The organism is Rhodococcus sp. 2H158, assembly GCF_053764755.1.
The window spans coordinates 62744-87572 of the sequence record NZ_JBSNCE010000001.1 but is presented as its reverse complement, the minus strand read 5'-3'; the positions used below and the strand labels follow the sequence as shown (position 1 = coordinate 87572).

General features: G+C 71.3%; 26 protein-coding genes. 12 read left to right on the top strand and 14 right to left on the bottom strand.

Annotated elements, in window-relative coordinates; translation table 11 throughout:
• Positions 1 to 12: 12 nt before the first annotated feature.
• From ACWPOB_RS00430 to ACWPOB_RS00415, 4 genes are all read right to left on the bottom strand, one after another.
• Positions 13 to 1182: a globin domain-containing protein gene (locus tag ACWPOB_RS00430; RefSeq protein WP_455399704.1), complete on the bottom strand. Its 1170-nt coding sequence runs from the start codon at positions 1180 to 1182 to the stop codon at positions 13 to 15.
• 399 nt (positions 1183 to 1581) lie between these two features.
• Positions 1582 to 2073 carry a DUF6069 family protein gene (locus ACWPOB_RS00425; RefSeq protein WP_100056165.1) on the bottom strand — a complete coding sequence of 164 codons (492 nt, stop codon included), beginning with the start codon at positions 2071 to 2073 and terminating at the stop codon, positions 1582 to 1584.
• 45 nt (positions 2074 to 2118) lie between these two features.
• Positions 2119 to 2565, bottom strand: a complete 447-nt coding sequence (locus ACWPOB_RS00420; RefSeq protein WP_455399534.1) for a hypothetical protein — start codon at positions 2563 to 2565, stop codon at positions 2119 to 2121.
• On the bottom strand, positions 2517 to 2852 hold the full coding sequence (locus ACWPOB_RS00415) for a sigma factor-like helix-turn-helix DNA-binding protein (RefSeq protein WP_100056163.1): 336 nt from the start codon (positions 2850 to 2852) through the stop codon (positions 2517 to 2519). Before ACWPOB_RS00415 ends, ACWPOB_RS00420 begins: the two co-directional genes overlap by 49 nt.
• Positions 2853 to 2990: 138 nt before the next feature.
• Between ACWPOB_RS00415 and ACWPOB_RS00410 the strand changes: the two genes are divergently transcribed.
• The gene (locus ACWPOB_RS00410; RefSeq protein WP_455399533.1) at positions 2991 to 3974 is read left to right on the top strand and encodes a DUF389 domain-containing protein; all 984 of its coding nucleotides are present in this window, start codon (positions 2991 to 2993) and stop codon (positions 3972 to 3974) included.
• 9 nt (positions 3975 to 3983) lie between these two features.
• Here ACWPOB_RS00410 and ACWPOB_RS00405 read toward each other — a convergent pair whose 3' ends face one another.
• Together ACWPOB_RS00405 and ACWPOB_RS00400 are read right to left on the bottom strand one after the other, a co-directional pair.
• Positions 3984 to 4823, bottom strand: coding sequence for an esterase/lipase family protein (locus tag ACWPOB_RS00405; RefSeq protein ID WP_455399703.1), 840 nt, complete (start codon positions 4821 to 4823; stop codon positions 3984 to 3986).
• Positions 4824 to 4870: 47 nt separating this feature from the next.
• Complete coding sequence (locus tag ACWPOB_RS00400; RefSeq protein WP_455399532.1) at positions 4871 to 5551, bottom strand: class I SAM-dependent methyltransferase; 681 nt, start codon at positions 5549 to 5551, stop codon at positions 4871 to 4873.
• 274 nt (positions 5552 to 5825) lie between these two features.
• Here ACWPOB_RS00400 and ACWPOB_RS00395 point away from each other — a divergent pair, with 274 nt between their 5' ends.
• From ACWPOB_RS00395 to ACWPOB_RS00385, 3 genes are all read left to right on the top strand, one after another.
• Entirely contained in the window at positions 5826 to 6971 is a 1146-nt protein-coding gene (locus tag ACWPOB_RS00395; protein ID WP_006932509.1) for an LLM class flavin-dependent oxidoreductase, read from the top strand.
• A 495-nt stretch (positions 6972 to 7466) separates the two neighbouring features.
• A complete protein-coding gene (locus ACWPOB_RS00390; protein WP_455399531.1) occupies positions 7467 to 7682 on the top strand; it encodes a hypothetical protein in 216 nt (71 codons plus the stop codon).
• Positions 7670 to 8044: a type II toxin-antitoxin system HicB family antitoxin gene (locus ACWPOB_RS00385; protein WP_455399530.1), complete on the top strand. Its 375-nt coding sequence runs from the start codon at positions 7670 to 7672 to the stop codon at positions 8042 to 8044. The genes ACWPOB_RS00390 and ACWPOB_RS00385 overlap by 13 nt, the downstream gene beginning before the upstream one ends.
• Positions 8045 to 8254: 210 nt before the next feature.
• Here the strand turns inward: ACWPOB_RS00385 and ACWPOB_RS00380 are convergent, their stop codons facing one another.
• A complete protein-coding gene (locus tag ACWPOB_RS00380) occupies positions 8255 to 8902 on the bottom strand; it encodes a maleylpyruvate isomerase family mycothiol-dependent enzyme (RefSeq protein WP_455399529.1) in 648 nt (215 codons plus the stop codon).
• 230 nt (positions 8903 to 9132) lie between these two features.
• Here ACWPOB_RS00380 and ACWPOB_RS00375 point away from each other — a divergent pair, with 230 nt between their 5' ends.
• A complete protein-coding gene (locus ACWPOB_RS00375) occupies positions 9133 to 9579 on the top strand; it encodes a MarR family winged helix-turn-helix transcriptional regulator (protein ID WP_455399702.1) in 447 nt (148 codons plus the stop codon).
• Between the two features lie 46 nt (positions 9580 to 9625).
• Here ACWPOB_RS00375 and ACWPOB_RS00370 read toward each other — a convergent pair whose 3' ends face one another.
• The 5 genes from ACWPOB_RS00370 to ACWPOB_RS00350 form a co-directional block, all read right to left on the bottom strand.
• Positions 9626 to 11029, bottom strand: a complete 1404-nt coding sequence (locus tag ACWPOB_RS00370; RefSeq protein WP_455399528.1) for an FAD-binding oxidoreductase — start codon at positions 11027 to 11029, stop codon at positions 9626 to 9628.
• Positions 11026 to 11667: a hypothetical protein gene (locus ACWPOB_RS00365; protein ID WP_455399527.1), complete on the bottom strand. Its 642-nt coding sequence runs from the start codon at positions 11665 to 11667 to the stop codon at positions 11026 to 11028. Before ACWPOB_RS00365 ends, ACWPOB_RS00370 begins: the two co-directional genes overlap by 4 nt.
• Before the next feature lie 52 nt (positions 11668 to 11719).
• The gene (locus ACWPOB_RS00360) at positions 11720 to 13558 is read right to left on the bottom strand and encodes a glycoside hydrolase family 15 protein (RefSeq protein ID WP_455399526.1); all 1839 of its coding nucleotides are present in this window, start codon (positions 13556 to 13558) and stop codon (positions 11720 to 11722) included.
• 1 nt (position 13559) lies between these two features.
• Entirely contained in the window at positions 13560 to 14036 is a 477-nt protein-coding gene (locus ACWPOB_RS00355; RefSeq protein WP_100056154.1) for a hypothetical protein, read from the bottom strand.
• A gap of 81 nt (positions 14037 to 14117) precedes the next feature.
• Positions 14118 to 14567: a hypothetical protein gene (locus ACWPOB_RS00350; protein WP_455399525.1), complete on the bottom strand. Its 450-nt coding sequence runs from the start codon at positions 14565 to 14567 to the stop codon at positions 14118 to 14120.
• Positions 14568 to 14660: 93 nt separating this feature from the next.
• Here ACWPOB_RS00350 and ACWPOB_RS00345 point away from each other — a divergent pair, with 93 nt between their 5' ends.
• A complete protein-coding gene (locus ACWPOB_RS00345) occupies positions 14661 to 15383 on the top strand; it encodes a helix-turn-helix transcriptional regulator (protein ID WP_455399524.1) in 723 nt (240 codons plus the stop codon).
• Positions 15384 to 15402: 19 nt separating this feature from the next.
• Here ACWPOB_RS00345 and ACWPOB_RS00340 read toward each other — a convergent pair whose 3' ends face one another.
• The gene (locus tag ACWPOB_RS00340; protein WP_455399523.1) at positions 15403 to 16305 is read right to left on the bottom strand and encodes an LLM class F420-dependent oxidoreductase; all 903 of its coding nucleotides are present in this window, start codon (positions 16303 to 16305) and stop codon (positions 15403 to 15405) included.
• 141 nt (positions 16306 to 16446) lie between these two features.
• Here ACWPOB_RS00340 and uraD point away from each other — a divergent pair, with 141 nt between their 5' ends.
• The 3 genes from uraD to pucL are packed head-to-tail and all read left to right on the top strand — an operon-like array spanning position 16447 to position 18216.
• Positions 16447 to 16968 (top strand): 2-oxo-4-hydroxy-4-carboxy-5-ureidoimidazoline decarboxylase, encoded by a 522-nt coding sequence (uraD, locus tag ACWPOB_RS00335; protein WP_100056151.1) that lies wholly within the window; start codon positions 16447 to 16449, stop codon positions 16966 to 16968.
• Positions 16965 to 17291, top strand: coding sequence for a hydroxyisourate hydrolase (gene uraH / locus ACWPOB_RS00330; protein ID WP_455399522.1), 327 nt, complete (start codon positions 16965 to 16967; stop codon positions 17289 to 17291). The genes uraD and uraH overlap by 4 nt, the downstream gene beginning before the upstream one ends.
• A gap of 4 nt (positions 17292 to 17295) precedes the next feature.
• Positions 17296 to 18216 (top strand): factor-independent urate hydroxylase, encoded by a 921-nt coding sequence (gene pucL, locus ACWPOB_RS00325; RefSeq protein ID WP_455399521.1) that lies wholly within the window; start codon positions 17296 to 17298, stop codon positions 18214 to 18216.
• 10 nt (positions 18217 to 18226) lie between these two features.
• Here pucL and ACWPOB_RS00320 read toward each other — a convergent pair whose 3' ends face one another.
• On the bottom strand, positions 18227 to 19699 hold the full coding sequence (locus tag ACWPOB_RS00320; protein WP_455399520.1) for a PucR family transcriptional regulator: 1473 nt from the start codon (positions 19697 to 19699) through the stop codon (positions 18227 to 18229).
• A gap of 142 nt (positions 19700 to 19841) precedes the next feature.
• Between ACWPOB_RS00320 and ACWPOB_RS00315 the strand changes: the two genes are divergently transcribed.
• The 3 genes from ACWPOB_RS00315 to ACWPOB_RS00305 are packed head-to-tail and all read left to right on the top strand — an operon-like array spanning position 19842 to position 24737.
• The gene (locus tag ACWPOB_RS00315; RefSeq protein WP_455399519.1) at positions 19842 to 21212 is read left to right on the top strand and encodes an 8-oxoguanine deaminase; all 1371 of its coding nucleotides are present in this window, start codon (positions 19842 to 19844) and stop codon (positions 21210 to 21212) included.
• Positions 21213 to 21216: 4 nt separating this feature from the next.
• A complete protein-coding gene (locus ACWPOB_RS00310) occupies positions 21217 to 22026 on the top strand; it encodes an FAD binding domain-containing protein (RefSeq protein ID WP_455399518.1) in 810 nt (269 codons plus the stop codon).
• Positions 22023 to 24737, top strand: a complete 2715-nt coding sequence (locus ACWPOB_RS00305) for a molybdopterin-dependent oxidoreductase (RefSeq protein WP_455399517.1) — start codon at positions 22023 to 22025, stop codon at positions 24735 to 24737. The genes ACWPOB_RS00310 and ACWPOB_RS00305 overlap by 4 nt, the downstream gene beginning before the upstream one ends.
• Positions 24738 to 24829: the final 92 nt, after the last annotated feature.

The window sequence follows — 24829 nt, the reverse complement described above, 5'->3', positions numbered from 1 at the left end:
CGAGCGCGGTCGTCAGTAGAGCGGGTCGTGGCGGATGCGGTCCGCGGGCACGCCGGTGGCCTGCAGCCGGAACTTGGTCGCCTGGATCATGGCGGGGGACCCGGCGATCTGCACGTCGTGCCCCGACCAGTCCCCGGCCTCGGCGACGCACCGGCTCACCGGGCCCTCTAGGAGGGACAGGCCGGCCGGCGGATCGGTGGGGCCGGTGAACCACCACGGGTCGGTCGACGATTCGGTCACGGGCACGACCGTCAGCCACGGGTTGGTGCGGGCGAGGTGCCACAGGGTCGGCAGGTCGTAGAGGTCGCACGGGTAGCGCCCGGCGTAGAACACGGTGACCGCCCGCGTGGCGGGACGCCGGGCGAGGGCCATGAGCTGGGCCCGCATGGGGGCGATCGCGGTACCCGACGCGATCATCAGCAGCGGGCGCGGCCCACCGGGGCCGGGCCGCATCGTCTCCGCCCCCAGGGCGCCGATCGGTGAGCCGAGCACCCACGTCTCGCCGACGCGGGCGTGGCTCACGATGTACGGGCTCACCCAGCCGCCGGAGACGCGACGGACATGGAACTCGACGGCGCCGTCCGCGTCCGGCGGCGTCGCCGGTGACAGGTAACGCCACATGCGCGGCCGCCCCGGAACCTGCACGCTCACGTACTGTCCCGGCTCGTACGCCATCGGCTGGTCGAGCCGCAGGCGCACGACGGCGACGTCGTCGAGCGGCCTGCGGCGCTCCACGACGGTGCCCACCCAGGCGGCGGGGCCGGTTTCGGCGGCCGCGGCCTCGGTCATCGTGGTGGCGACGAGGTGCAGCGCGTGGTGCCACGCGTCGTCGAGCTCGGTGGTCCAGTCGTCGCCGGCGGCCTGCGCCACTGCATCGATCAGGGCCTCGGTGAGCGCCTTGTACTGCCACAGCTCGATGCCGTACTTGCGGTGGTCGCGGCCGAGCTGCTCGAGGAACGGGACGACGGTCTCGGGTCGGCTCAGTCGGTCCACCACATGGACGACGGCGTGCAGGATGCGTTCGCGTTGCTCGCCCATGGCGGCGGGAAAGTACTGCCGGGTCTCGGGATGACGCGCGAACAGGTTGGCGTAGAAGGCTTTCGACAGGGTCTGCAGGCCGTCCGGGCGGGCGGACACGGCCTCGACGTTACTGCGGATCAGCGCACACAGTCTCGGGTCCACAATGTCCGCCACCTCCGCGATCCTGTCCGTGTGCGGCGCGGCGCATGCCGGACGCGTCGCACCGGGGAGCTACTCTAGGGCGGAATACTGCTTGTCGCGAATCGTCGTATGTGCGGAACGGTCGGCAGGGGAACAGATCTCGGGACGTACGTCCCGGGCGGTCGGGTACTTCGGTCCTGTGGACAAATGCTGTGGACGAACGCCGGCGTCGCGTGTGCGACCGGCCGCACCTGCAGTCGGTTGCCGCACCGTCGCGAAGGTGCCTGGGGAGGAACGGAAGACGCGTCGGTCTCCGTGCCGTAGGTCACCGCCGCCGGAGGGTGCGGCGGCGGCCCGAAGGTCCCTCGACAATCGGGACCTTCGGGCCGGTTCCCCGGGACGGTTGCGTCGCCCCGGTGGTTACCGCTGGGCTGCAATGCGGTTGCGCATCGCCTCGAGCCCCCCGACGACGACAAGTGCGATCACCACGTGCATCAGTGACAGCGTGATCGTGCTCGGGGTGTCGAAGTCGGCGACGATCGTCGACGCGATGGTGCCGAGCGCGGCCACCGCGCCGACGACCTCGGCGACGCGGATGATGCCGAACCAGCGCAGGCTGAGCAGCGCCGCGAGACCCATGCCCACGGTGAGCGGGACGACCGTCATGACGAGAACGCCGCCCGGGGCGGCGCTTTCGACGCTGTCGCCGTTGGTCACCTCGAACGAACCGCCGGCGGCGACGCCGACGAGCCACAGTGCGACGTTGGCGACGAGAGCCACGACGACCGGGACGAGCACCGCCATCGGACGGCTGAGCGAGAAGGCGGGCAGGGTCGACGTGGTGGTGCGGTCGAGAGGCTTGACAACACTCATGGTGTCCTCCGGAAGGGCCGATGAACTGACGTCGCTCATCGTTCAACCTCGAGTCGACTCGAGGTCAAGTCCTTTCCGCGCGAGCTATGCCGCGGCCACCGCGCACCAGTCCACGGTGACCGAACGGGCACCGGAATGCGCGAGCATGGAACGCACGGGGCCGCCCAGGCACAGCTGCCGGTCGAGCTCCCGCTGCTCGGCATCCGGGTCGCGGGCGTCGGGGGCACCCACGAGGATCTCCGCCGGCTCGGTGCTGCGCGCGCCCTCCACCAGCAGTCGCTCCTCGTCGACCACCCGCACGGGCACGTCGTCCGATCCGGCCACGTCGCCGACCAGCAGGGCCACGTAGTCGGCGTCGTCGTCGGCGTCGTGATAGGCCAGCAGCCGGCCGCGGACGGTGCCCGAGGCGACCCGGTGATCGAGAGTCAGCCCGGACCGCGTGGGTGTTCCCGCCGCGACGGCACGCAGGCAGTGCGGCAACGTCACCCGCCGTGAGGTCCAGCTGAAGAAGGCCCCACACCCCGTTTCCATGGCACTCGCTCCTCCTCGGTACGTCCGGGCGAGGTGGTCCCCGGTTCTGTGATCAGTGTGCGCCGGGGGTCCGACATGTTCCGGGAGTGGCCGAGCTGCTGCCGGAGCAGGTTCAGGGCGTGGTGCTGGGCGAGCCGGACGGAGGCGGCATCGGTGTTCAGGGCACGGGCCGTGTCGGTGATCGACAGGCCACACGCGATGCGCAGGTGCAGCACGGCGCGGTAGCGGTGCGGGAGGGCAGCGATCAGCGTCGAGGGTCGTGTCGCCGCCGCCTCGTCCGTCGTCACCGCGTGCGTCCTCCTCCGTCCGGTGCGGGACATCGTGTCGCGACCGGTGTCCCGGACGGAAGGGACCGGTGTCCCGATCCTGTGGGCGCGCGGCGTCTGCTGTGATGCACTCGCGGAACGACGCACCAGGAGGCTTTCGTGAGACCCACCACCGAGGACATCGAGCGGATGACCTCCACCCTGTTCCTGTCCGAGGACGCCCGGCCCCGTTCCCGGCGCGCGACGTTCTGGACCCTGCTCGTGCTGGCCGCGGTCATCGCCTCGGCGGGCGTCGTCGCGGACTCGACCGCCACCGTCATCGGCGCCATGATCGTGGCGCCGCTGATGACGCCGATCGTCGGGACGGCGCTGGCCGTCGTCCTCAACGATCACCGCAACCTGATCGCCTCCGCGCTGCTCGTCGTGGCCGGATCGGCCGCGGTGGTCGCGACCGGATTCGCGGTGGGCCTGCTCGATCCGCTGGACGTGCTAGCGCAGAACAACAGCCAGGTGGCGGGACGGGTCGCGCCGCGGATGATCGACCTCGTCGCCGCCTTGGCCACCGGTGCGGTCGGGGCCTTCGCGCTGGTGCGGCGCGATGTGTCCGACACCCTGCCCGGTGTGGCGATCGCGATCTCGCTCGTGCCGCCGCTCGCGGTGGTGGGCCTGACCCTCGAGTCCGGCGCTACGCGGCAGGCCGGTGGGGCGCTGTTGCTGTTCGCCACCAACGTCGCCGCGATCGTCGCCACCGGCACCCTGGTCTTTCTGCTGGCGGGGGTGCGCGGGGCGGCGCACCGCGCCGGCCGTACGGTCGGGGACCTGCGCGGCTTCAGCGTGCTCACGGTTGTCGCCGCGGTCGTGCTCGTCGCGGTCCCCCTGGGTGTGTCCAGCACGCGAGTGATCCGGCAGGAGACGGTGAAGGCCGACGTCGCCCCCGTCGCGGAGCAGTGGGCGCAGGAACAGGGCTGGGTGATCACCGACATCGGATTCCGCGAGTCCGTGCTGTGGATCGAGGCGCTCGGGCCGCCGCCCGAGGCGGATCCGGCGACCCTGCGCGACGCCCTGAACGAGGCGGGGCTGCGCGACGTCGACGTGGAGGTCACCCTCGTCATCGGCGGAACGCGGCGTCTGCCCGGCGGGTAGGGGCGGCGCTCAGCACACGACCGGCCGCGCCCCGGCCGGGTCCAGCGCGGCCAGCACCAGCTGCTCGGCGACCGGATCGTAGGGGATCGAGACGTGGTCGGCGGTGTTCGCGGGGCACACGTCCTGCAGCAGGATGTTCTGCGCGCCGGGCCCGGTGAGGAACGACGCCGTGTAGGGGATGATCACCTGGTCGTATCTGGTGGCGACGACCGTGTAGGAGACGCCCTCGACGGTGTCGCTGCCGGCGTTGAGCTCGGCGAGCACGGCATCCTGCGCGGCCGACGGCGGCCCGAGCGACGGGTAGTTCGCCGGCGCGAGCCCGACGATCCGGCTGGTCTTGTCCGCCCCGCCGAGGAACCGCACGTACCACCGGGGGACGGCGCCGCCCTTGGAGTGACCGACGATGCTCACTCGCTCGGCGCCGGTTTCGGCCAGGACGGTGTCGACGAACGCCGCCAGCTCGCCGGCGGCGTCCGGGATCGGCTCGCGCGCCTTGAACGGCTCGGCGGCGGGTGCGCCGTAGTCGAGTGCGAACACGCAATAGCCCTCGGCCTTCAGCGCCGGTGCCAACCCGGCCCAGTTGGCGTAGGAGTTCTCGAGGAAGCCGTGGACGAGCACCACCGGCTCGGGGTGCGCCGGTGTGGGCACGCAGTCGACATCGTTCGTCCCGGCCGGGACGACGCCGGGATGCGCCAGCGAGTAGGCGAGCGCGGCGCCGAAGGTGCTCTGCGGCGGACCGGTCGTAGCCTCCGGGGCACGCTGTTCGGCGCCGGCCGTGGGTGCGGCGGTCGCGATGCTGCACGCCGCGATCAGCCCTACGAGGGCGAGCCTGCCGACCATGCCGCCCATCTTCGCGTCCGGCGGGTGTCCGGGGGCGCGAAATGCGCGAAAGGGCGTCATCCCGCGGGGGTGGGCCGGACCTTCTGCTGCGTGACGCGCCACAGTCGCCGCGGCAGGTCGCCTTCCTCGAAGGCTTCCACCTGCGGTTCGGTGAATCCCTGCGCCAGACGCTCGACGAGTGCCCGATCGAAGAAGTGGACGACGAACCCGCCGTGCTCGGTCAGGTTGTCGCCACGGTCCGTCCCGGTGGCGAAGTGGGCGTCGCCGGTGTGCCGCACGGTGTAGACGTGCCAGCCGCCCGGGCGCAGCACCCGATGCACTTCGGTGCCGAGCGCGTCGATCTCCTCGGTGGTGAGGGCCATGTTGAAGAGCATGTGGCTGTAGACGGCGTCGACGGACGCGTCGGCGACGGGCAGGGGTTCACGCACGTCGTGCACGCGGGTCGTGAGCCGATCGGCCACACCGGCCTCGGCCGCGACGCGCCGGAGTTCCCCCAGGCCCTCGGGCGCGTAGTCGAGCGCGGTCACCGACAACCCGGCCCGGAGGAAGGCCAGCGTGTCCCGGCCCTGGCCGGCGCCGAGTTCGAGGACGTCACGCACCTGCTCGCGGTCGAACAGCTCGAGGGCGCGCCGGGCAGGCTCGCTCGGTGCGGGCCCGTACATCGTCGGGTTGTCGCGGTAGGTGCGCTGCCAGTGTCCGCGCTGGGCGTCCAGGGCGCCGCGGTCGACATGCTCCATGCCGTGCCTCCCTCGTGACTTCCGGCCGTGGACGGCCGACCCTGTGCGGTCGGGCGTGCCGGCGTCGATGTCGATCGACCCATCGTGCCTCGGCCGGCTTTGCGGGCGGGTCCGAATCATGGGCCCGGCAAGACGGTCACGCTCCCGTGCCCCTTCGTGACGATCACCTCGCGACTCTCGGTCGGGCGCCACGCCGGTGTACGGGTGGCCGGAATATCGCCCGCACCGCACCGGTTCGTATAGTTGAGTAATCAACTATTGACGGAGGCTCATCGTGCAGTTCGGCATCTTCACCATCGGCGACGTGACCCGCGACCCCACCACGGGCCGCGTACCCACCGAGCACGAACGCATCGTCGCGATGACGGAGATCGCGCTGAAGGCCGAGGAGGTCGGGCTCGACGTCTTCGCGAGCGGAGAGCACCACAATCCGCCCTTCGTCCCGTCGTCGCCGACCACCATGCTCGGCTGGATCGCCGCCAGGACCGAGAAACTGATCCTCTCCACGGCCACGACGCTGATCACGACGAACGATCCGCTGAAGATCGCCGAGGACTTCGCGATGCTGCAGCACCTCTCGGGCGGCCGCGTCGACCTCATGATGGGCCGTGGAAACACCGGCCCGGTCTACCCGTGGTTCGGCAAGGACATCCGCCAGGGCATCCCGCTCGCGATCGAGAACTACCACCTGCTGCGCCGCCTGTGGCGGGAGAAGGCCCTCGATTGGGAAGGCAAGTTCCGCACCCCGCTGCGCGGCTACACCTCGACCCCGTGGCCGCTCGACGACACCCCGCCGTTCGTGTGGCACGGCTCGATCCGCTCGCCGGAGATCGCCGAGCAGGCCGCGTTCTACGGCGACGGCTTCTTCCACAACAACATCTTCTGGAACCGGGAACACATCCAGCAGATGATCAGCCTCTACCGCACCCGGTTCGAGCAGTACGGCCACGGCGCCGCCGACCAGGCGATCGTCGGCCTCGGCGGCCAGGTCTTCATGGCGGAGACCGAGGAGAAGGCCAAGCGCGTCTTCCGGCCGTACTTCGACAACGCCCCCGTCTACGGCCACGGACCGTCGCTCGAGGACTTCTCCGCGACGACCCCGCTCACCGTCGGCACTCCCGAGCAGGTGATCGAGCGCACTCTGGGCTTCGCCGACTACGCGGGCGACTACCAGCGGCAGCTGTTCCTCATGGACCACGCCGGTCTGCCCCTCGACGTGGTGCTCGAGCAGATCGAGATCCTCGGCCGCGAGGTCGTGCCCGTGCTGCGCACCGAGTTCGAACGACGCCGCCCGGCGCACGTGCCGTCGGAGCCCCCGACGCACGCCTCGCTCGTCGCCGCGGGTCCGGATTCCCCGCACCGCCTCGTGGTTCCCGCAAAGGTGGATCTGTCCGCCGCCGAGGAGGCCGACGCCCGATGAGCCGCCGCATCATCGTCGTCACCGCCGGGCTCTCGCAGCCGTCGTCGACGCGACCGCGGGCTCGGCCCGGCACTCGATGGTGCTCGACTTCGCGATGCGTCCGCTGCTGACGTTCCTGCGCGCGGTGGTCGTCCCCACGGGCGTGTTCGCCGCGACCGAGGACTTCGGCGACGGGGAGGCCGGCGCCGCCCTCGGCAGCCGGATCCGGCGGGCGGCCGAGGAACTCGCAGCGCTCGTCGTCGGTGAACGGACCGGTGTGGACGGATTCACGCCTGCGTCCTCCCCGGTGCGGCCGCGCTCGTCGGGGAATTCGCTGCGCACCCACCCATGCATCCATCTTCAACCCTTGGGTCCGGCAGGAGAATTTCCTGACCGAGTCTTCGCATTGGCGCGGTGCGCTGATTCAGTCCCTACCCAGCACGACTTTCACCTCCACGGCGACAATCTGTCTACACTCACTGGACTTGAACTTTCTAGCAACATTAGACTAACGTGGTGGCGAAGCGGCGGGACATCCTGAGGAACCTCCGTAACGCCGCAAAAGCCGCAGGCCTCGCTGTCGAAGTGACCGAGGGTGGCCGCCACACCATCGTCGATATCGACGGCTTGGTGATACCGGTCCCGCGCCACAACGAAGTCAAGGAACTGACCACGACGGCGATCTACAAGGAGGCCGCCGCCAAGCTCGGGAAGGATTGGTGGAAGAAGTGAAATACACCGCGCAACTGACCCGCGACGAGGGGTGGTGGTCGGTCCGCGTGCCGGAGGTGGATCGCACCACCCAGGCTCGCAGTCTGCGTGAGGTCAAGGAGATGGCGACCGATCTTGTGCACATCATGACGGGAGCACCCGTCGATGAAATCGAGATCGACGTCGCGTTGCCCGAAGACCTCGCGGCCGCGGTCCGCGAAGTTCACGCGGCCCAGCATGCCGCAGAGGAGGCACGCGCCCACGCAGCCGCGGCGCAAGTCGCCGCAGCCCGAGCGCTCAAAGCGCGCGGCGCAACTCTCCGCGACATCGGCGAGGTGCTGGGGGTGTCGTTCCAGCGTGTCCACCAACTCGTGAACTCCTGACCGACCGACCGGGCTACGGCGACAGCGATCCGGATCCGTGTGATCACCGGGTGTCGCTCGGTGTGATTACCGGCCGGTCAACTCCGCCAATCTATGTGTGGGCCGGGGCAATACGGCATAGGTGAACACTCCCCATAAGGATTGAGAACTCGTCGTACCGCGGTGTGGCGCGGAGCGGGCCGGGTAGGCCATGCCGCATCCGAACCCTGATCACCCGGCCGGCAACCGCGCGCGCAACTCCTCCGCACCCGCCCCGGACACCAGGGGCAGCGCCACGCGGCGGCCGGTGAGCAGCAACAGGATCGCGGAGATCGGTCCCCGGATCTCCGGCCCTTCCCCGGCCGACCATTCGACGTCGGTGGCGGTGAGCCGGTAGCCGCGCAGCGGAAGGGAGCGGAAGACCCGGGCCTTGCCCCTGCCGCCGAAGGACCACGCGCGGGTGGCCGCCGCGGCGGCCGCGACCACCGGCATCTCGAGGTTGCGGTGCAGCGGGATCGCGATGTCCTGGCCGTGCACGAGGATGTCGCTCAGGGGCTCGAGGCTGGTCAGCCCGACGTTGTGGCGGCGGGAGCCGATCGTCGCGCGCAGGTCCGCGATCAACCGGTCGGTCGGCAGGGCCGCCCGTCGGCGGGCGGTGGCACGGATCATCGAGTTCAGCGGGCCGGGATGCCGCAGGGCGATCCGGACGACGTCCCCGACGGTCAGCTGCTGCAGGGTGAGGTGGGCGGCGACGTCGCGTACCGTCCAGCCGTCGCACAGCGACGGCTGCGCCCATTCGTCGTCGGACAGCTGCTCGAGCAGGTCGGCCGTGCGTCGTCGCTCGTTGTCGATCGCGGCCCACACCTCGTCGTCGTTCATGACCGGAGCCCTCCGTTTCAGTGGAACACCGGTGGCCGGGTCCGGGTGCGTTCGAGTTCGAAGAAGTCCGCGAAACCGGACAACACTCGCGCGCCCGGCGTCGTCGCCGCGGGGAATCGAGTTCCCGACGATCGGTTCGCCGGTCATATCGCACCTCCCGAACGGGCACAATCAGTACGATGTTGGTACCAATATAGTTCGATGATCGGACTATCGGCAAGGGGGGAATGATGGCTGAGGACCTCAGTGCCGCCGTGCTGATGTTCATCGCCCAGCGCTCGGCGGAGCACCGCATTCTCGCGGCGCTGCGGCGCGCCGGCTACGACGACATCACGCTCGCCCAGGCGCGGGTGGCCGCCCGGATCGGACCCGGTGGGACCCGGCTGACAGATCTCGCCGAACAGGCCCAGGTGGCCAAGCAGACAGCCGGCTTCCTCGTCGACCAGCTCGAGCGGGCCGGCTACGTCGAACGCACGGTCGACCCCACCGACGCCCGCGCGCGACTCGTGCGGATCGCTCCGCGCGGCGCCGAGGCCGGCCACGTCGCCCGGGCCGAGGAGGCGCGGATCGAGGCCGAATGGACCGAGCATCTCGGCGCGCGCCGGATGAAGCAGCTGCGCGAGGCGCTCACCCTGCTCCGTGAGATCACCGATCCGTATCGGCCGTCGGGGGAGTAGTCGCCCGGCCGCGTCCCACCGGACGTGGGGCGGTCATCCGCCGGTGTCACGCGCGCCGTACATCGGGAGCGATGTTGGCGTTCCGATGAAAGACGTTGTGCGGATCGTACTTCGCCTTGATCTCGGCCAGTCGGGCATATTTGGTGGGGCCGTAGGTGGCGCGCACCCGGTCCTGTTCGAACTCGGCCATGGAGTTGACGTACGCGCCGATGCCGACCGAATACGGGCGCAGGGCCTCCCAGACGGACCGCACCCAGGCCCGCTCCGGTGGCAGCAGACCGGGATCGGGACAGACGCCGACGATGAAGACGGCGAAGCGGGGCGTCCGTCCGCCGCCGAAAGCGGTGTCGTCCTCCCTCGTTTCGCAGTACGCCTCGTCCAGCCGGTAGAACAACAGGAGCGACAGGGGCGAGTTCTTCTGCGGCACGACATCGACGACTGTCGCGATCAGATCGTCGGAGAGATCTTCGACGTAGCAACCCTTGTCGTAGCAGTAAAAGCCCCACGCGTTGCCCTCGTCGAGCAGCTGCTGCACGTCGACGTAGGGCATCGGCGTGACGAACTCGAACAGCGGTGGCAGAGCGCGCCGAATCCGCGCCAGCGCGTCCTCGTGCGTCTGCGGTGCTCCGAAGCCGGTGACCAGCAAGGCATAGCCGGGCTGGAGGTGGTATTGCTCGGGCACGAACGGGACGGGTGGGGCGTTCACGCCGGCGATCACGATGTTCAGCTCGCGGGGCAGCGTACCGATGACCTCCCGGGCGAGCCGCAGCACCTCGGTGCCTTGATCCAGGCCCCAGAACAGGAGTCCGAACTGCACGACGGGGCCGGCCTCGTGCAGGCGGAACTCGAACTCCGTCACCACCCCGAAGTTGCCGCCGCCGCCCCGGATCGCCCAGAACAGGTCCGGATTCTCGTCCTCGGCGGCACGCAGGATCCGGCCGTCGGCAGTGACGACCTCGGCCGACTCGAGGTTGTCGATGCTCAATCCGGCCTGCCGGGTGAGCCAGCCCATTCCTCCGCCCAGCGTCAGTCCCGCGACGCCCGTGTGACTGATCAGACCGGCCGGGACGGCGAGCCCGTGGGCCTGCGTGGCGGCATCGAGGTCACGCAACAGGGCGCCCCCGCCGACCCGTACTCGCCTGCTCTCCGGGTCGACGACGACGTGATCCATCGATCCGAGGTCGATCACCAGGCCGTCGTCGACGACCGAGGCGCCCGCGGTGCTGTGCGCACCCGCGCGCACGGCCATCTCCATTCCGTGCTCGGTTGCGTAGGCGATCGCCGCCTTCACGTCGGCGGTGCTCCGGCATTGTGCGATCGCGGCCGGTCGGCGGTCGATGTCGGCGTTCCACACCGTGCGGGCTTCGTCGTAGTCCGCATCGTCGGGCCCGAGAACCGGGCCCTCCATCGCGGCCCGCAGCATGCCGAGGTCGCCGGTCGTACGAGTCATGTGTTCTCCAGACGTTGCCGGGAGCAGGCGGGATCGTCTCCGGCGAGGCGTTCGGCGCGTTCCCGGATGCCGAGCAGCATCCTGCGCATCATCGGAAAATCGGCCAGTTCCATCAGCGCGACGGTGAGCGGAAGCGACGGCGTGGGCCGGTAGGAGGCCTTCAACCGGCTCACGAGCCGGGTCCGTCGCCCGTTGTCGACGGGATCGAGGCGCCACGACCACGTCGAATGCGGCTTCGCCCAGACGAGGCAGCGCCCCGGATCGAAGGAGTGCACCCGGAAGGACGTCGCCGCCGTGGCCGGACTCGCCATCGGCGCCGCCACGTCGCCGACCTCGATGCACTGCAGGCGCGGATCGATCGTCGTCGCGCTGGGCCGCCCCAGATTGTCGAGACGGTCGTAGGAGTAGAAGCCGGCCCGGTTGTAGCCGACCTGGACGATCCACGGCCACACACACTCGGCCGGCGCCTCGATCGTGAGGGCACGGGTCGCAGTGAACGTCGCCGAGGAGAGGATGTCGTCTCCGGGCATCGGGCCGGCGCGCTCGGCGGTCGTCGCTCCCCACCGCAGGTGCCACCGGCGGTAGAAGGCGAATGCGCTCACCGCTGTCGCGACGCCTGCGATCGTGCGGATCGCCATGAGGAAACTGTTCCACACCGGAGCCGGGGAGAGAAGGTCCCGGAGCCACCGCTCATCCGCCTCCCCCGTGAGCCCGGAGGGCGAGGGCGGCCTGTACCACCGCGGCATGGGTGAGCGCCTGCGGGTAATTGCCGAGGTAGGCGCCGGTGTCCGGGTCCACTTCTTCCGGGAGCAGGCAGAGGGGGCCGGCGCGCCGCAGCAGCGTTTCGAACAGCTCCTCGGCTTCGGTCCGCCGACCGGTGAAGGCCAGCGCCTGGACCAGCCAGAAGGAGCACGGTAGGAACGCGCCCTCGACGCCGGGCAGCCCGTCCTGTCCTGGGGGATATCGGTAGAGCAGAGGGCCTCCGGCCGACAGCTCGCGACGGATCGCGTCGATCGTGCCGCGCACCCGGTGCGAGTCCGGATCCTCCATGCCCAGCACGGGGAGCACCAGCAGGGCGGCATCGATGTCACGCGACCCGTAGGTGCGGGTGTACCGATTCCCGAGCCGGTCGAAGCCGCGGGCGAGCACCTCGTCGGCGAGGTCGTCTCGCGCCGCGAGCCAGCGCCGGCGACGACGGCCGGACAGGTGGTGGGTCTCGGCGATGCGCAGGGCACGGTCGAGGGCGAGCCAGGCCATCATCTTGGAGTGCACGTGGTGGTCGGCGTCGCCCCGGATCTCCCAGATGCCGGCGTCCGGGTCGTGCCACCGTGCGCAGACGTGATCGGCGAATCCCCGGACCATGCGCCAGGTTTCCGAATTCAGCGGCCGACCGGACCGGACGAACGTCCACGCGGCGTCGACGACCCAGCCGTAGCCGTCGAGCTGATGCTGATCGGCCGCGTCGTTGCCGAGCCGCACGGGTACGCTGCCCGCGAAGCCCGGCCATCCCGACAGGGTGCGTTCGGCGGGGGCGTGCCGGCCGTCGAGGGTGAACAGGACCGGCAGGCGGGGCCGCTGCAGACGGCTGGCGTGCAGGAGCCATCCGAGGAACCCGCGTGCCTCGTCGACCTTGCCCGCGCCCAGGAAGGCTGCGACGCCGATGCTGGCGTCGCGCGGCCAGGCGTAGCGGTAGTCCCAGTTCCGGACCCCGCCGGGCCACTCGGGTAACGACGTCGTCGGGGCGGCGATCGGCGCCCCCGAAGGGGAATACGTGAGCAGCCGCAGCGTCAGCAGGCTTCGCACGACGGCCTCACGACAGGGCAGATCGTGAGCGATCTCCGCCGTCCACGCCCGCCAGCGTGCCTCGTCCTCGGTCACGAGTTCCCAGGCCGCGGCGGGAGAGAGGTGGATCAGCGGCTCGCGGTGGGCCACAGTCAGGACGACGGTGACCGGATGCCGCGGGGTCACGATGATCGAGGTCGGCCGGCCCGGCGTGATCGGGGTGCCGGAATCGCAGGCCAGGGACAGGGCGAGCGAGCCCCACTCGCACACGAGGTCGGGACCGCGCCGCACCTTCGGGGGGCGGTGCCGTTCACCGAGCCTCGGATCGAATTCGACGACGGCGCGCGCGGTTTCGCCCTCGGCGGAGAGGCGCCGCACGAGGACGGTCGCCGGGAGCAGCCGTCCGGCCACCTCCGCGATCATCGCCTCGCTCAGGGTGAGCCGGGTGTTACCGAGGTCCCAGGTGGTTTCCAGCGTTGCAGTGTGCGTGCGGTAGCGGCGCCGGACGACGGTGGCATGCCCCTCGGGGCCGAGCCGGAACCGCCCCGCCGGCGCTCCGCCGACGAGTCGACCGAAGACGGGATCCCCGTCGAAGCGGGGCGCGCAGAGCCAGTCGAGCGATCCGTCGCCGGAGACCAGGGCCGCGGTGCGGGTGTCGCCCAGCAGGCCGTAGTCCCCGATCCGGGCCTGCGCGCCCGCCCTGTCCTCGATCCCACTCTCGTCGAAATCAATGATCCTGAAAGTCATTTCAGCGCACCTGGAGAAGAAGGCCGAGTGCGGTGCCGTAGACGAGATGGGCGGCGACGGCGACGGCGGGGGTCTGCGCGCCGTAGTTCAGGCCGAGCAGTCCGGGCGGTTCGAGGACCGCGGTGCTCCGCGGCCCGGCTCGATGGGAGGCCATGCGCGGATGCACGCCCGGCAGCAGTGGCAGCAGGACCGTCAAGGCGACCGCGACGTGCAGCAGGCCGAGCAGCATGCCGAGCCACCACGTCGCCCGGTGGAGCAGCGCGAAGGTGGCGGCGTAGCCGAGTGCGAAGGCCTGGCCGATCGCGAGGTGGAGGAAGAATCCGACCACCCGGGCACGATCCGGGTCGGCGGTGACGACGGTGCCGAGCACGAGCGGCAGATCCAACCGGCTGTAACCGGCCAGTTGTGCGGCGATCATGACTGCGGTCAGGGCGGTGGTGGCCACCGATCCGAAGAGCGCCCATCCGGCCCAGTCCATGGCGGAGTCACCTTTCGGTGTGGAGGTCGCTGCCGCCGGTCCACGGTCGCCGTCGGACGTCCGCGAACCGGCGGCTCGGCTTCACGATGTGCCCGGGGTGGGTCCGCGGCGCGTCACCGGGGCGGTGGCCAGCCGGGCCAGGGCGAGGGCGGCGACCGCCAATCCGAAGTCGCGCAGCGCGATGTCGAGGTAGCCACCGAGGGTGACCAGGTCGACGATGATGCCGAGCAGCCATGCGGCCACGACGTAGCCGCCGATGGCGGGTCTGATCGCGACGACGATGCCGGCGAGGATCTCGACCACGCCGACCGCGAGCATGGCTTGGTGGGCGGTGCCCGGGACGAGGTCGTCGATCCAGGGTGCGAGGTAGCGCTCCCAGTCGGTGAGCAGGTTCGCGAACTTGTCGAGACCGAAGGCGATCGGGGCCACCGTGAACACGGTCCGGAGAAGGACGAAGGCCTGGCGGGCGCCGGCGTTCGTGCCGGCCGGGGTGGGGTGGGACGTGGCGGGGGAGGTGGGCGTGTGGCTCATCGAAGTCTCCTGACTTCTAAGAGGGAGTAGATTTGATTTTAGAAGTGTGACGTAGATTACGTCAAGAAGTTTCTCTTTTAGAAAGGGAGAATCGTGCAGGACGAGTTCGCCGAACAGGCTTCGGGGATCGGTGCGCTGGCAGACCCGGCTCGGAGGTCCCTCTACCGCTACGTCGCCGCCCAAGCGGACGCGGTCGGGCGCGAGCAGGCTGCGGCCGCGGTAGGCCTGCCGCTGCACGCAGCGAGGTTCCACCTCGACCGGCTCGTGGAGGAGGGCCTGCTCGAGACGGAGTACCGCAGGCTCTCGGGGCGGACGGGCCCGGGCGCAGGTCGGCCGTCGAAGCTCTATCGGCGCTCGTCGCGCGAGCTGTCGATCTCCCTGCCCGAGCGGCGCTACGACCTCGCCGGGGAGGTTCTGGCGGCTGCGATCGAGCGGTCGATGCGCGACTCGGTGCCCATCGCGGAGGCGGTGCGGACCGCTGCCGCCGAGCACGGCCGGCGTATTGCCGCGAACGCGGCCACCCCGGCCGTGCCCGCCGGAGCGGAGGACGGCCCCGCGGACGGCACCGATATCGAACGCATGGCGCGGGTGCTCGCCCGGCACGGCTACGAGCCGCGCCTGTCCGGCGACGGGCAGATCCGGTTGGCGAACTGCCCGTTCGACCGGCTGGCGAACGAGCACCGCGAACTGGTCTGCGGGATGAACCTCGCCCTGCTCGACGGGGTCGTCGCCGGACTCGGGACCGACCGGCTCTGCGCGGAACTCGCCCCGGAACCGGGGTTCTGCTGCGTCCGGATCCGGGGCGTAGGACGGTGAATCGTCGCGGTTCCGGGCCTCAGAGCCCGAGCGCCGCGGCGACCTCCCGCAGGGCCGGAACCGGGTCGTCCCGCATCGGCAGGGTTTGGACCGCGACGTGGTCCGCCCCGGCGTCGAGGTGCTCCCGCAGGCGCGTCGCGATGTACTCCGCGTCGCCGTGCGCGACGAGCGCGTCGACGACCCGGTCGGTGCCGTCGTTGTCGAGTTCCTCGGCGGTGAAGCCGGTGCGTTCCAGATTCGCACGGTAGTTGCGCAGCTTCAGATACGGGTTGGCCACGGCCTTGCGGCCGATGGTGCGGGCCGTGGCGACGTCGGTGGACAGCACGATCTTCTGCTCGGGGGCGAGCACGGCGCCCGGGCCGAGAACGGCGCGCGCCTCGCGGGTGTGCTCGGGGGTGGTGAGATAGGGGTGGGCTCCGGCGGCCCGGTCCGCGGACAGCTTCAGCACCTTCGGTCCCAGCGCGGCGAGCACCCGCCGCGCCGCGGGCACGCCCTCGCGGTCGAGCACGTCCAGGTACTCGACCAGTGCCGCGTAGGGCTTGCGGTACGTCTCACCGTGCGCCTCGGGGTGGCCGACGCCGACACCGAGCAGGAAGCGGCCGGGATGGCGTTCCTCGAGCCGGTGGTAGGAGGCCGCGACCTCGTCGGCGGGGGCGGTCCAGATGTTGACGATGCCGGTGGCCACGACGATGTTCTCGGTGGCGTCGAGGAGGCGTTCGGCCACCTCGAGGTCGGCGGGCGGCGAACCGCCGATCCAGATCGTGCCGTAGCCGAGCTTCTCGATCTCGGCCCCGGTCTCCGGTGGGAGGCCGGTCGCGTGCCGCCAGACGCCGAAGCGGCCGAGCGGGGGAGTCTGCGTCGTGTTCTCTGCCTTCGTCGAATCCGTCACGCCGGGTCCAACCTCCGTCGCCGCCGGTTTCATTCCGGGCGGTCGGCCCGGACCGCGGCCCTGGATGATCGTCCAAACCCCTCCGCCGGACCGCGGCCGACTTTGTAGCTGCGGGCATCCCGGGAGCTGCCCCGCCTGCGCGAGGGTGGAGGCACCGGAACGAAGGAGGCTCCCGTGCCGTACACCGTCGCCGAGTTCGACGCCCTGCCGGAACCCGAGGTCGTCGCGCTGCTGACGACCTGCTGCGCCGGCGCGACCTGGGCCGCCCGGGTGGCCGCCGGACGCCCGTACGGCGACCGTCCGGCCCTGCTCGACGCCGCGTCCGTCGCGATCGCGGGTCTCGACGACCACGGCCGGGCCGAGGCCCTGGCCGGGCATCCACGTATCGGGGAACGTTCGGAGAGCGCGTCGTCGCAGCGGGAACAGTCGGCCGTCGCCACCGCCGACGCCCGGATCCTTACCGCCCTCGCCGCCGGCAACCGTGCCTACGAGGACAGGTTCGGGCACGTGTACCTCGTGCGTGCGGCGGGCCGGTCCGCCGCCGAGCTGCTCGACATCCTCCACCGCCGCCTCGGCAACGATCCCGCGACCGAGGCCGCGGAGGTGTGCTCCGCCCTGGCCGACATCACCCGGCTCCGGCTCGAACGTCTCGTGCTCGACGAGGCCGACGTCGCGTCCCGCGGGAGCGGGCGATGAGCACCCTCAGCACGCACGTGCTCGACGCCACCACCGGGGCTCCGGCAGCCGGAGTGCGCGTCGCCCTGGCCGGCGCGGACGGCGCCGTCCTCGGGACGGGACGCACCGACGACGACGGCCGGATCCGCGCACTGACCGGCGAGCCCCTGCCGCCCGGCACCTACACCCTCACCTTCGGCACGGGCGACTGGTTCGCCGAGCACGACATCGACTCCTTCTATCCGGAGGTCGTCGTCACCTTCCGGATACCTTTGGCCGGCAAGCACTTCCACGTTCCTCTGTTGCTGTCCCCGTTCGCCTACTCCACCTACCGCGGGAGCTGACCCCATGACCGAACTGACGGGCAAGATCGTCCTCGGACCGCACCAGTACGGAAAGGCCGAGAACCGCGTGGTGCGGATCCACCGCGACACCCCGCGGCACGAGATCCGCGACATGAACGTCTCGTCCTGCCTGCGCGGCGACTTCGGCGCCGCGCACCTCGAGGGCGACCAGGGCACCGTCCTGCCCACCGACACCCAGAAGCAGACGATCTACGCCTACGCCAAGGAGAAGGGCGTCGAGTTCGTCGAGACCTACGCCCTCGCCCTCGCGCGGCACTTCGTCGACGACGTCGAACCCGTCCACTCGGCCCGCATCGAGATCGAGGAATACGCCTGGGAGCGGGTCGCCGTCGACGGCGTGGGTCACGACCACACCTGGACCCGGAAGGGCTCCGAGGTACGCACCGCCGCGGTGACCGTCCATGGCTCCGGCCCGGCGCGCCGGGAATGGGTGATCGGCGGGCTGAAGGACCTCGTCGTGCTCAAGTCCACCGGTTCCGAGTTCGCCGGGTTCCTCACCGATCCGTACACGGTCCTCGAGCCGACTCGGGACCGGGTGATGGCGACGAGCCTCGTCGCGAAGTGGCGGTTCACCACGACCGACGTCGACTGGGACGTCACCTACGCCGGCATCAAGGCGACCATGCTCGAGCGGTTCGCGAACCTTCAGTCGAAAGCATTGCAGCAGACTCTTTTCGAGATGGGAAGCGCCGTGCTCGAGAAGTACCCGTTCGTCGCCGAGATCCGGCTGTCGGCCCCCAACAAGCATCACTTCGTCTACGACCTCGAGCGGTTCGGCGTGGCCAACGACAACGAGGTCTTCCACGCCGACGACCGGCCCTACGGCCTCATCCAGGCGACGGTGCAGCGCGAGGACGCCCCCGACGCCGGGATCGCCTGGGACGCCTACACCGGCGCCGTCTGACGCGCCGCCCTCACGCCAGGGCGCGCACGGCGAGGTACACGTCGAGCCGGTCGCCGATGCGTCCGAGGTCGCGGCCGGTGAGTGCCTCGACGCGGCCGATCCGGTAGCGGACCGTGTTCAGGTGCACGTGCAATCGGTCCGCCGTGCGGCGCCAGGAGCCGTCGCAGTCGAGGAACGCCTCGAGGGTGGTGAGCAGCCCGGCGTCGGTGCGCCGGTCGTGCTCGAGCACGGGCCCGAGGATGCGCCCGGCGAACGCGCGGCGCAGCTGGTCGGGAACGGCGGTGAACAACCCGAGCGCGGAATCGAGCTCGGCCGCCCGCACGCACACCGCCCCCGCGTCGTCGCGCGCCGCGGCGACGGCGGCGGCCGCGGAGCGCACCGCGCCGTCAACGGATTCTCCTGTGCCGCAGGCACTGACACCGACGAGTAGGCGAGCCCGGGCCAGCGCGGGCGCCAGACGACCCAGGCGCCGTCGCAGCACGGCAACCACCTCGGACTCGTCGCCGTCGACCAGTGCGACGACGCGCCCGGCGACGTCCACGGTGGTGACGGCGCCGGACAACGCGTCCTGCACGGCGGCCCGGATCGCGGCGCGCTGCTCCGGGGTGCCGGCGGGGGCACGGTCGACCACCACGGCGACCGGTGATCTGCCGCAGTCGATGTCGCCCCCGGGGGGCGTCCGGTCCGCGGCCTCCCACCCGAGCCGGCGGCGTTCCTCCCGCCGCACCCGGTCGAGGGCCGCCACCGCGGCGAGTTCGCCGAAGGCGTCGAGGCACTCCGCGTCGGGGGTGCCGGCGTGCCGGACCACGAGGTACCACGAGCCGATCCGGTCGGCGAGCCCCGAACCGACGGGCAGCACCGTGTATCCCCCCGGGGCCTCGGCGGGCAGGCGATCGACGGTCAGCGCGGTCCTCGTGAGGGCGTCGACGTCCTCGTCGGGCAGGGGATCGGCGCCGGCGACGGGCATCCCGGTGGCGGTGAGCAGCCACGCCGACACCCCGAACTCCCGGGCGGTCCGGTCCGTGAGTTCGTCGAGGCTGCACCCGTCGGCGACCGCGGTGAGCAGCCGTCGCTGCCGGGCCAGGCCGGTCTGCAACCGGTCCATCCGCGCCCCGGCCATCCGGCCGGTCATGTACTCGATGACCCGGCTGAACGGCACCTCCTCGGGCACCGAGAGCAGCGGTAACCCGTGCCGGACGCAGGCCTCGACCACGTCGGACGGCACCCGCCCGTGCAGCGCCTCCCCGGCGGCGAGGGCCGAGACCCCGGCGCGGGCGAGCAGCGTGACGAACAGGTCCGCATCCGCCACGGTGCGCCGCCAGACGAGGCCGGTGAACACCAGCGATCCCGCGCTCACGTAGCGGGTGGGATCGGGCATGTCGGTGGTGCACGCCCGCAGCACCGGGCGGGTGAGCGCATCGGAGTCGCCGTGCAGCAGGCGGATTCCGAGCTCCGGTGCGTCGAGGACATCCTGTAGCAGCACGGCGTTCACCTCCGGGTGACGGGTTTGGACGATCGCACAATACGAAGCCGATATTTCGGTTCCGTTTCGTGTGTGCCGACCGGGATGTTGCGGTTTCCGGGGCGTTGACTGGGTGCGTCGACGAGCGTGAGGAGCAACGCCGATGCAGCCGAACACCACCCGGCCGATCGTGATCCGGGGCGCGCACGTGGTGACGATGGACGCCGGACGGGCCGAGTACCGGCGCGGGCACGTCGTCGTCGCGGGCAACCGGATCGTCGCCGTGGGCGCCGGCGAGCCGCGCGGCTACGACGACGCCACCCTCGTGGACGGCACCGGCTGCGTGCTGACGCCCGGCCTGGTGAACACCCACCACCACCTGTACCAGTGGATCACCCGGGGCCTCGCCGTCGACCACACCCTCTTCGAGTGGCTGACGACGCTGTACCCCGTCTGGGGCGGTATCGACGCCGACGCCGTGCACGTCGCGGCGAAGGGCGCCCTCGCCCACCTCGTGCGCACCGGCTGCACCACCAGCACCGACCACCACTACGTGGTCCCGCGCGACGGCGGCGACGTCTTCGGCGCCGAGATCGCCGCGGCCGCGGACGTCGGCATCCGGTTCCACCCGTGCCGCGGATCCATGGACCTCGGCGCGAGCGCGGGCGGCCTGCCACCGGACCACGTCGTCGAGGACCTCGACACCATCCTCGTCGAGAGCCAACGGGCCGTGGAGAGGTGGCACGATCCGTCGTTCGGGTCCATGCTGCGGATCGCGCTCGCACCGTGCTCGCCGTTCTCGGTGAGCACGGAGTTGCTGAAGCAGTCCGCGGTGCTCGCCCGCGATCTGGGGGTGCGGCTGCACACCCACCTCGCGGAGACCCTCGACGAGCAGGACTTCTGCATGGAGCGGTTCGGCTGCAATCCGGTGCAGTACATGGAGTCGCTCGACTGGACGGGCCCCGACGTCTGGTATGCGCACGCCGTGCACCTGGACGACCGCGACATCGGGGTGCTCGCCGCCTCGGGCACGGGCGCGGCGCACTGCCCGACGTCCAATGCCCGCCTCGGTGCCGGCATCGCCCGCGCCGCCGACCTGTACGCGGCGGGGGTGCCGCTCGGTCTCGGGGTCGACGGGGCGGCGAGCAACGAGTCGTGCTGCATGCTCGAGGAGGCGCACCACGCCGCGCTGTTCGCCCGGGCCCGCAGCGGGCCGCGTGCGATGACGGTCCGGCAGAGCCTGGAACTGGCGACCGTCGGCGGGGCGCGGGTCCTCGGCCGGGAGAACGAGATCGGCTCCCTGGAGGTCGGCAAGCTCGCCGACCTCGCGCTGTGGCGGATCGACACGCTCGCCCATGCGGGCATCACCGATCCCGTCGCGGCGCTCGTGCTCGGCTCCCCGCCACCGCTCGAGCTGCTGCTGATCGACGGCCGCGAGGTGGTGCGCCGCGACGAGGTGCGCACCGTCGACGAGACGTCGGTGGCCGCGGAGGTTGCCGCCGCGCACGACGCGCTGGTGGTGAAGGCGGGGTGAGCGCATGGACCTGCACACCGTGACCTCCTACGACATAGCCTGTGCCCGTGAGGATCTCGTCGTCGACGCTGCCACGGCGTTCGTCGGCGGCGGGACGTGGCTGTTCTCCGAGCCGCAGCCGCACCTGCGCCGGCTGCTGGACCTGTCCGGCCTGCGCTGGCCCGCTCTCACCGTCACCGACGCCGGTCTCGAGATCGCGGCCACCTGCACCGTGGAACGTCTCGCCGCACTGTCGGGCGCCGAAACATGGCCGAGCGCAGCGCTGTTCCATCAGTGCGCGGCGGCACTGCTCGCCTCGTGGAAGATCTGGAAGCGCGCCACCGTCGGCGGCAATGTCTGCCTCTCGTTCCCGGCGGGGGCGATGATCTCGCTGTCCACGGCGCTCGACGCCACCGCCCTGATCTGGGCACCGGACGGCACGGAGCGCCGGATTCCCGTGCAGCAATTCGTTACCGGAAACGGCACGAATCTGCTCGGACCGGGTGAGGTGCTGCGCAGCATGCACGTCCCCGCGGCGGCGCTGGCGTCGCGCACCGCGTTCCGCAAGATCGCGCTCGCCCCACTCGGCCGCTCCGGCGCGGTGGTGATCGGCCGCGTCGGCCCCGACGGCGCCTTCACGCTGTCGGTGACCGCCGCGACCGTCCGGCCCTACGTGTTCCGTTTCCCCGAGCCGCCCACGCCCGGCAAACTCGCCGACGCGCTGCGTACCGGTGTGCCGGCGGACGCGTACTTCACCGACGCACACGGCGCCGCCGACTGGCGCCGTGCCGTCACCGCCGTCCTGGCCGACGAGATCCGGGAGGAACTGTCGTGAGGTTCACCGTCAACGGCCGCGAACTCGACGCCGACCCCCGGCCGGGGCAGTGCCTGCGCACGCTGCTGCGCGAGCACGCCCATTTCGAGGTCAAGAAGGGCTGCGACGCCGGCGACTGCGGCGCCTGCTCGGTCCTCGTGGACGGAGAGGCGGTGCACTCGTGTGTCTTTCCCGCCGTGCGTGCCGAGGACCACGCCGTGACCACCGTCGCCGGCCTCGGTACCGGTGACGATCTGCATCCGCTGCAGCAGCGGTTCGTCGACGCCGCCGGGTTCCAGTGCGGATTCTGCACGGCCGGAATGATCGTCACCGCCGCCACCCTGACCGACGACGATCTGACGGACCTGCCGAACCGGCTCAAGGGGAACCTGTGCCGGTGCACCGGCTACCGATCCGTCGACGACGCGCTGCGCGGCGTCACCAACGTGGAGGCGCCCGGGCCCGGGCCCGCCTGCGGGCGGTCCCTGCGTGCCCCGGCCGCCGCGCGGGTGGTGACCGGCACCGAGCCCTACACCTTCGACACCACCGTCGCCGGTGTGCTGCACGTCGCCGTGCTCGGCAGCCCGCACGCCCACGCACGGATCGTCTCGATCGACACCACCGCCGCCGAGGCCCTGCCCGGCGTGCACGCGGTGCTCTGTCACCGCGACGCCCCGGCCGTCGCGTACTCCACGGCCCGCCACGAACACCGGGACGACGACCCCGACGACACCGTGCTGTTCGACCGGATCCTGCGCCACCACGGGCAGCGGGTCGCGGCCGTCGTCGCCGAGACCCCGGCGCTCGCGCAGGAGGGATGTCGCCTGCTCGCCGTCGAATACGAGGTGCTGCCGTACGTCCTGGACCCGGACGAGGCGCGCCGGCCCGGCGCTCCGCTGCTGCACGCGGACAAGGGACCCGAGACGCGCATCGCCGATCCGTCGCGCAACCTCGTCGCCGAACTGCACGGCGAGGTCGGTGACGTCGACGCCGGTGTCGCCGCGGCCGCCGCCGTCGTGCGCGGTCGGTGGCAGACGCAGCGCGTGCAGCACACCCACCTCGAGACCCACGGCGCCATCGGGTGGATCGACGGCAGCGGTGATCTCGCGACCGGGGGCCGCCTGGTGATCCGCAGTTCCACGCAGGTGCCGTTCCTCGTCCGCGACGAGCTGTGCCACATCTTCGGTCTCGACCGCGATCGGGTACGGGTGTTCGCCGCGCGCGTCGGCGGCGGCTTCGGCGCCAAACAGGAGATGCTCGCCGAGGACGTCGTCGCGGCGGCCGTCCTGCGCACCGGACGTCCGGTGCAGTGGGAGTTCACCCGCACCGATCAGCTCACCGTCGCGCCGTGCCGGCATCCGATGCGCGTGGACGTCACGGTCGCGGCCGGCGCCGACGGCGTCCTCACCGCCCTGGCCATCGATGTGCTCTCCGACGCGGGCGCCTACGGAAACCATTCGGCGGGAGTGATGTTCCACGGATGCGGCGAATCCGTCGAGGTGTACCGGTGCCCGAACAAGCGGGTCGACGCCCAAGCCGTGTACACCAACAACCGTCCCTCCGGCGCGTTCCGCGGCTACGGGCTGGGGCAGATCATCTTCGCAATCGAGTCGGCGATGGACGAGCTCGCCGTCGAACTCGGCATGGACCCGTACGAGCTGCGGCGGCGCAACGTCGTCGTGCCCGGCGACGACCTGGTGGGCGCGCACCCGGAGGGCGGCGATCTGATCTTCGGCAGCTACGGGCTGGACCAGTGCCTGGACCTGGTGCAGGACGCGATGCGCCGAGGCGGTGCCGGGGAACCGGCCGGGCCCCAGTGGCGCGTCGGTGAGGGCATGGCGCTGGCGATGATCGCGTCGAACCCGCCGGGCGGGCACGTCGCCGACACGTCCGTCGAACTGCTGCGCGACGGCACCTATCTCGCGCGGGTCGGCACCGCCGAGTTCGGCAACGGCACCACCACCGTGCACACCCAGATCGCCGCCACCGAGCTGGCCACCCACCCCGACCGCATCCGGATCCGCCAGTCCGACACCGACGTCACCACCCACGACACCGGTGCGTACGGATCGTCGGGGACGGTCGTCGCCGCCAAGGCGCTGCTCGCCGCCGCGCGGGAACTGCGCCGGCGGATGGTCAAACTCGCCGGACAGATCACCGGCACCGACCCCGACGACGCGGTGCCCGAGGCGGACGGGGTGCGTGCGGGCGGCCGCCTCGTCAGCCCCGGCGAACTGCTCGACGCGGCCGGCGGCACGCTGCGGGCCGAGGGCAGCCACGGCGGCCTGCCCCGCTCGTTGTCGTTCAACGTGCAGGCCTTCCGCGTCGCCGTCGACCTGCGCACCGGCGAGCTGCGGATCCTGCAGTCGGTGCAGGCCGCCGACGCCGGCGTCGTGGTCAACCCCGAGCAGTGCCGCGGCCAGGTGGAGGGCGGTACCGCTCAGGCGATCGGGGTCGCGCTGTACGAGGAACTCGTCACCGACGACACCGGCCGCGTCGTCACCGATGCGCTGCGGAACTACCACATTCCGCAGTACGCCGACCTGCCCCGCACCGAGGTGCATTTCGCCGACACCTACGACGCGCTCGGCCCGATGGGCGCGAAGTCGATGAGCGAGGCGCCCTTCAACCCGGTGGCACCCGCGCTGGCGAACGCGGTGCGCCGCGCGATCGGGGTCCGGCCGCACGAGCTGCCGCTCTCCCGCGACCGGATCTGGCGGCTGCTGCAGTGACCGGGGCCGGTTCCGTCGGCCCGCCCGCGCTGAGCGAATGTATCGCTCACTCGATCAGGCCGACGGAACGATACATTCGCTCGAGGAGGGGG

What these genes read in the sequence shown, in the direction of transcription:
- ACWPOB_RS00425 (WP_100056165.1), bottom strand. Translation starts at nt 2,073, where the DNA reads ATGAGCGACGTCAGTTCATCGGCCCTTCCGGAGGACACCATGAGTGTT.
- ACWPOB_RS00420 (WP_455399534.1), bottom strand. Translation starts at nt 2,565, where the DNA reads ATGGAAACGGGGTGTGGGGCCTTCTTCAGCTGGACCTCACGGCGGGTG.
- ACWPOB_RS00405 (WP_455399703.1), bottom strand. Translation starts at nt 4,823, where the DNA reads ATGGGCGGCATGGTCGGCAGGCTCGCCCTCGTAGGGCTGATCGCGGCG.
- ACWPOB_RS00400 (WP_455399532.1), bottom strand. Translation starts at nt 5,551, where the DNA reads ATGGAGCATGTCGACCGCGGCGCCCTGGACGCCCAGCGCGGACACTGG.
- ACWPOB_RS00380 (WP_455399529.1), bottom strand. Translation starts at nt 8,902, where the DNA reads ATGAACGACGACGAGGTGTGGGCCGCGATCGACAACGAGCGACGACGC.
- ACWPOB_RS00375 (WP_455399702.1), top strand. Translation starts at nt 9,133, where the DNA reads ATGGCTGAGGACCTCAGTGCCGCCGTGCTGATGTTCATCGCCCAGCGC.
- ACWPOB_RS00370 (WP_455399528.1), bottom strand. Translation starts at nt 11,029, where the DNA reads ATGACTCGTACGACCGGCGACCTCGGCATGCTGCGGGCCGCGATGGAG.
- ACWPOB_RS00365 (WP_455399527.1), bottom strand. Translation starts at nt 11,667, where the DNA reads ATGGCGATCCGCACGATCGCAGGCGTCGCGACAGCGGTGAGCGCATTC.
- ACWPOB_RS00360 (WP_455399526.1), bottom strand. Translation starts at nt 13,558, where the DNA reads ATGACTTTCAGGATCATTGATTTCGACGAGAGTGGGATCGAGGACAGG.
- ACWPOB_RS00355 (WP_100056154.1), bottom strand. Translation starts at nt 14,036, where the DNA reads ATGGACTGGGCCGGATGGGCGCTCTTCGGATCGGTGGCCACCACCGCC.
- ACWPOB_RS00350 (WP_455399525.1), bottom strand. Translation starts at nt 14,567, where the DNA reads ATGAGCCACACGCCCACCTCCCCCGCCACGTCCCACCCCACCCCGGCC.
- ACWPOB_RS00340 (WP_455399523.1), bottom strand. Translation starts at nt 16,305, where the DNA reads ATGAAACCGGCGGCGACGGAGGTTGGACCCGGCGTGACGGATTCGACG.
- uraH (WP_455399522.1), top strand. Translation starts at nt 16,965, where the DNA reads ATGAGCACCCTCAGCACGCACGTGCTCGACGCCACCACCGGGGCTCCG.
- pucL (WP_455399521.1), top strand. Translation starts at nt 17,296, where the DNA reads ATGACCGAACTGACGGGCAAGATCGTCCTCGGACCGCACCAGTACGGA.
- ACWPOB_RS00315 (WP_455399519.1), top strand. Translation starts at nt 19,842, where the DNA reads ATGCAGCCGAACACCACCCGGCCGATCGTGATCCGGGGCGCGCACGTG.
- ACWPOB_RS00310 (WP_455399518.1), top strand. Translation starts at nt 21,217, where the DNA reads ATGGACCTGCACACCGTGACCTCCTACGACATAGCCTGTGCCCGTGAG.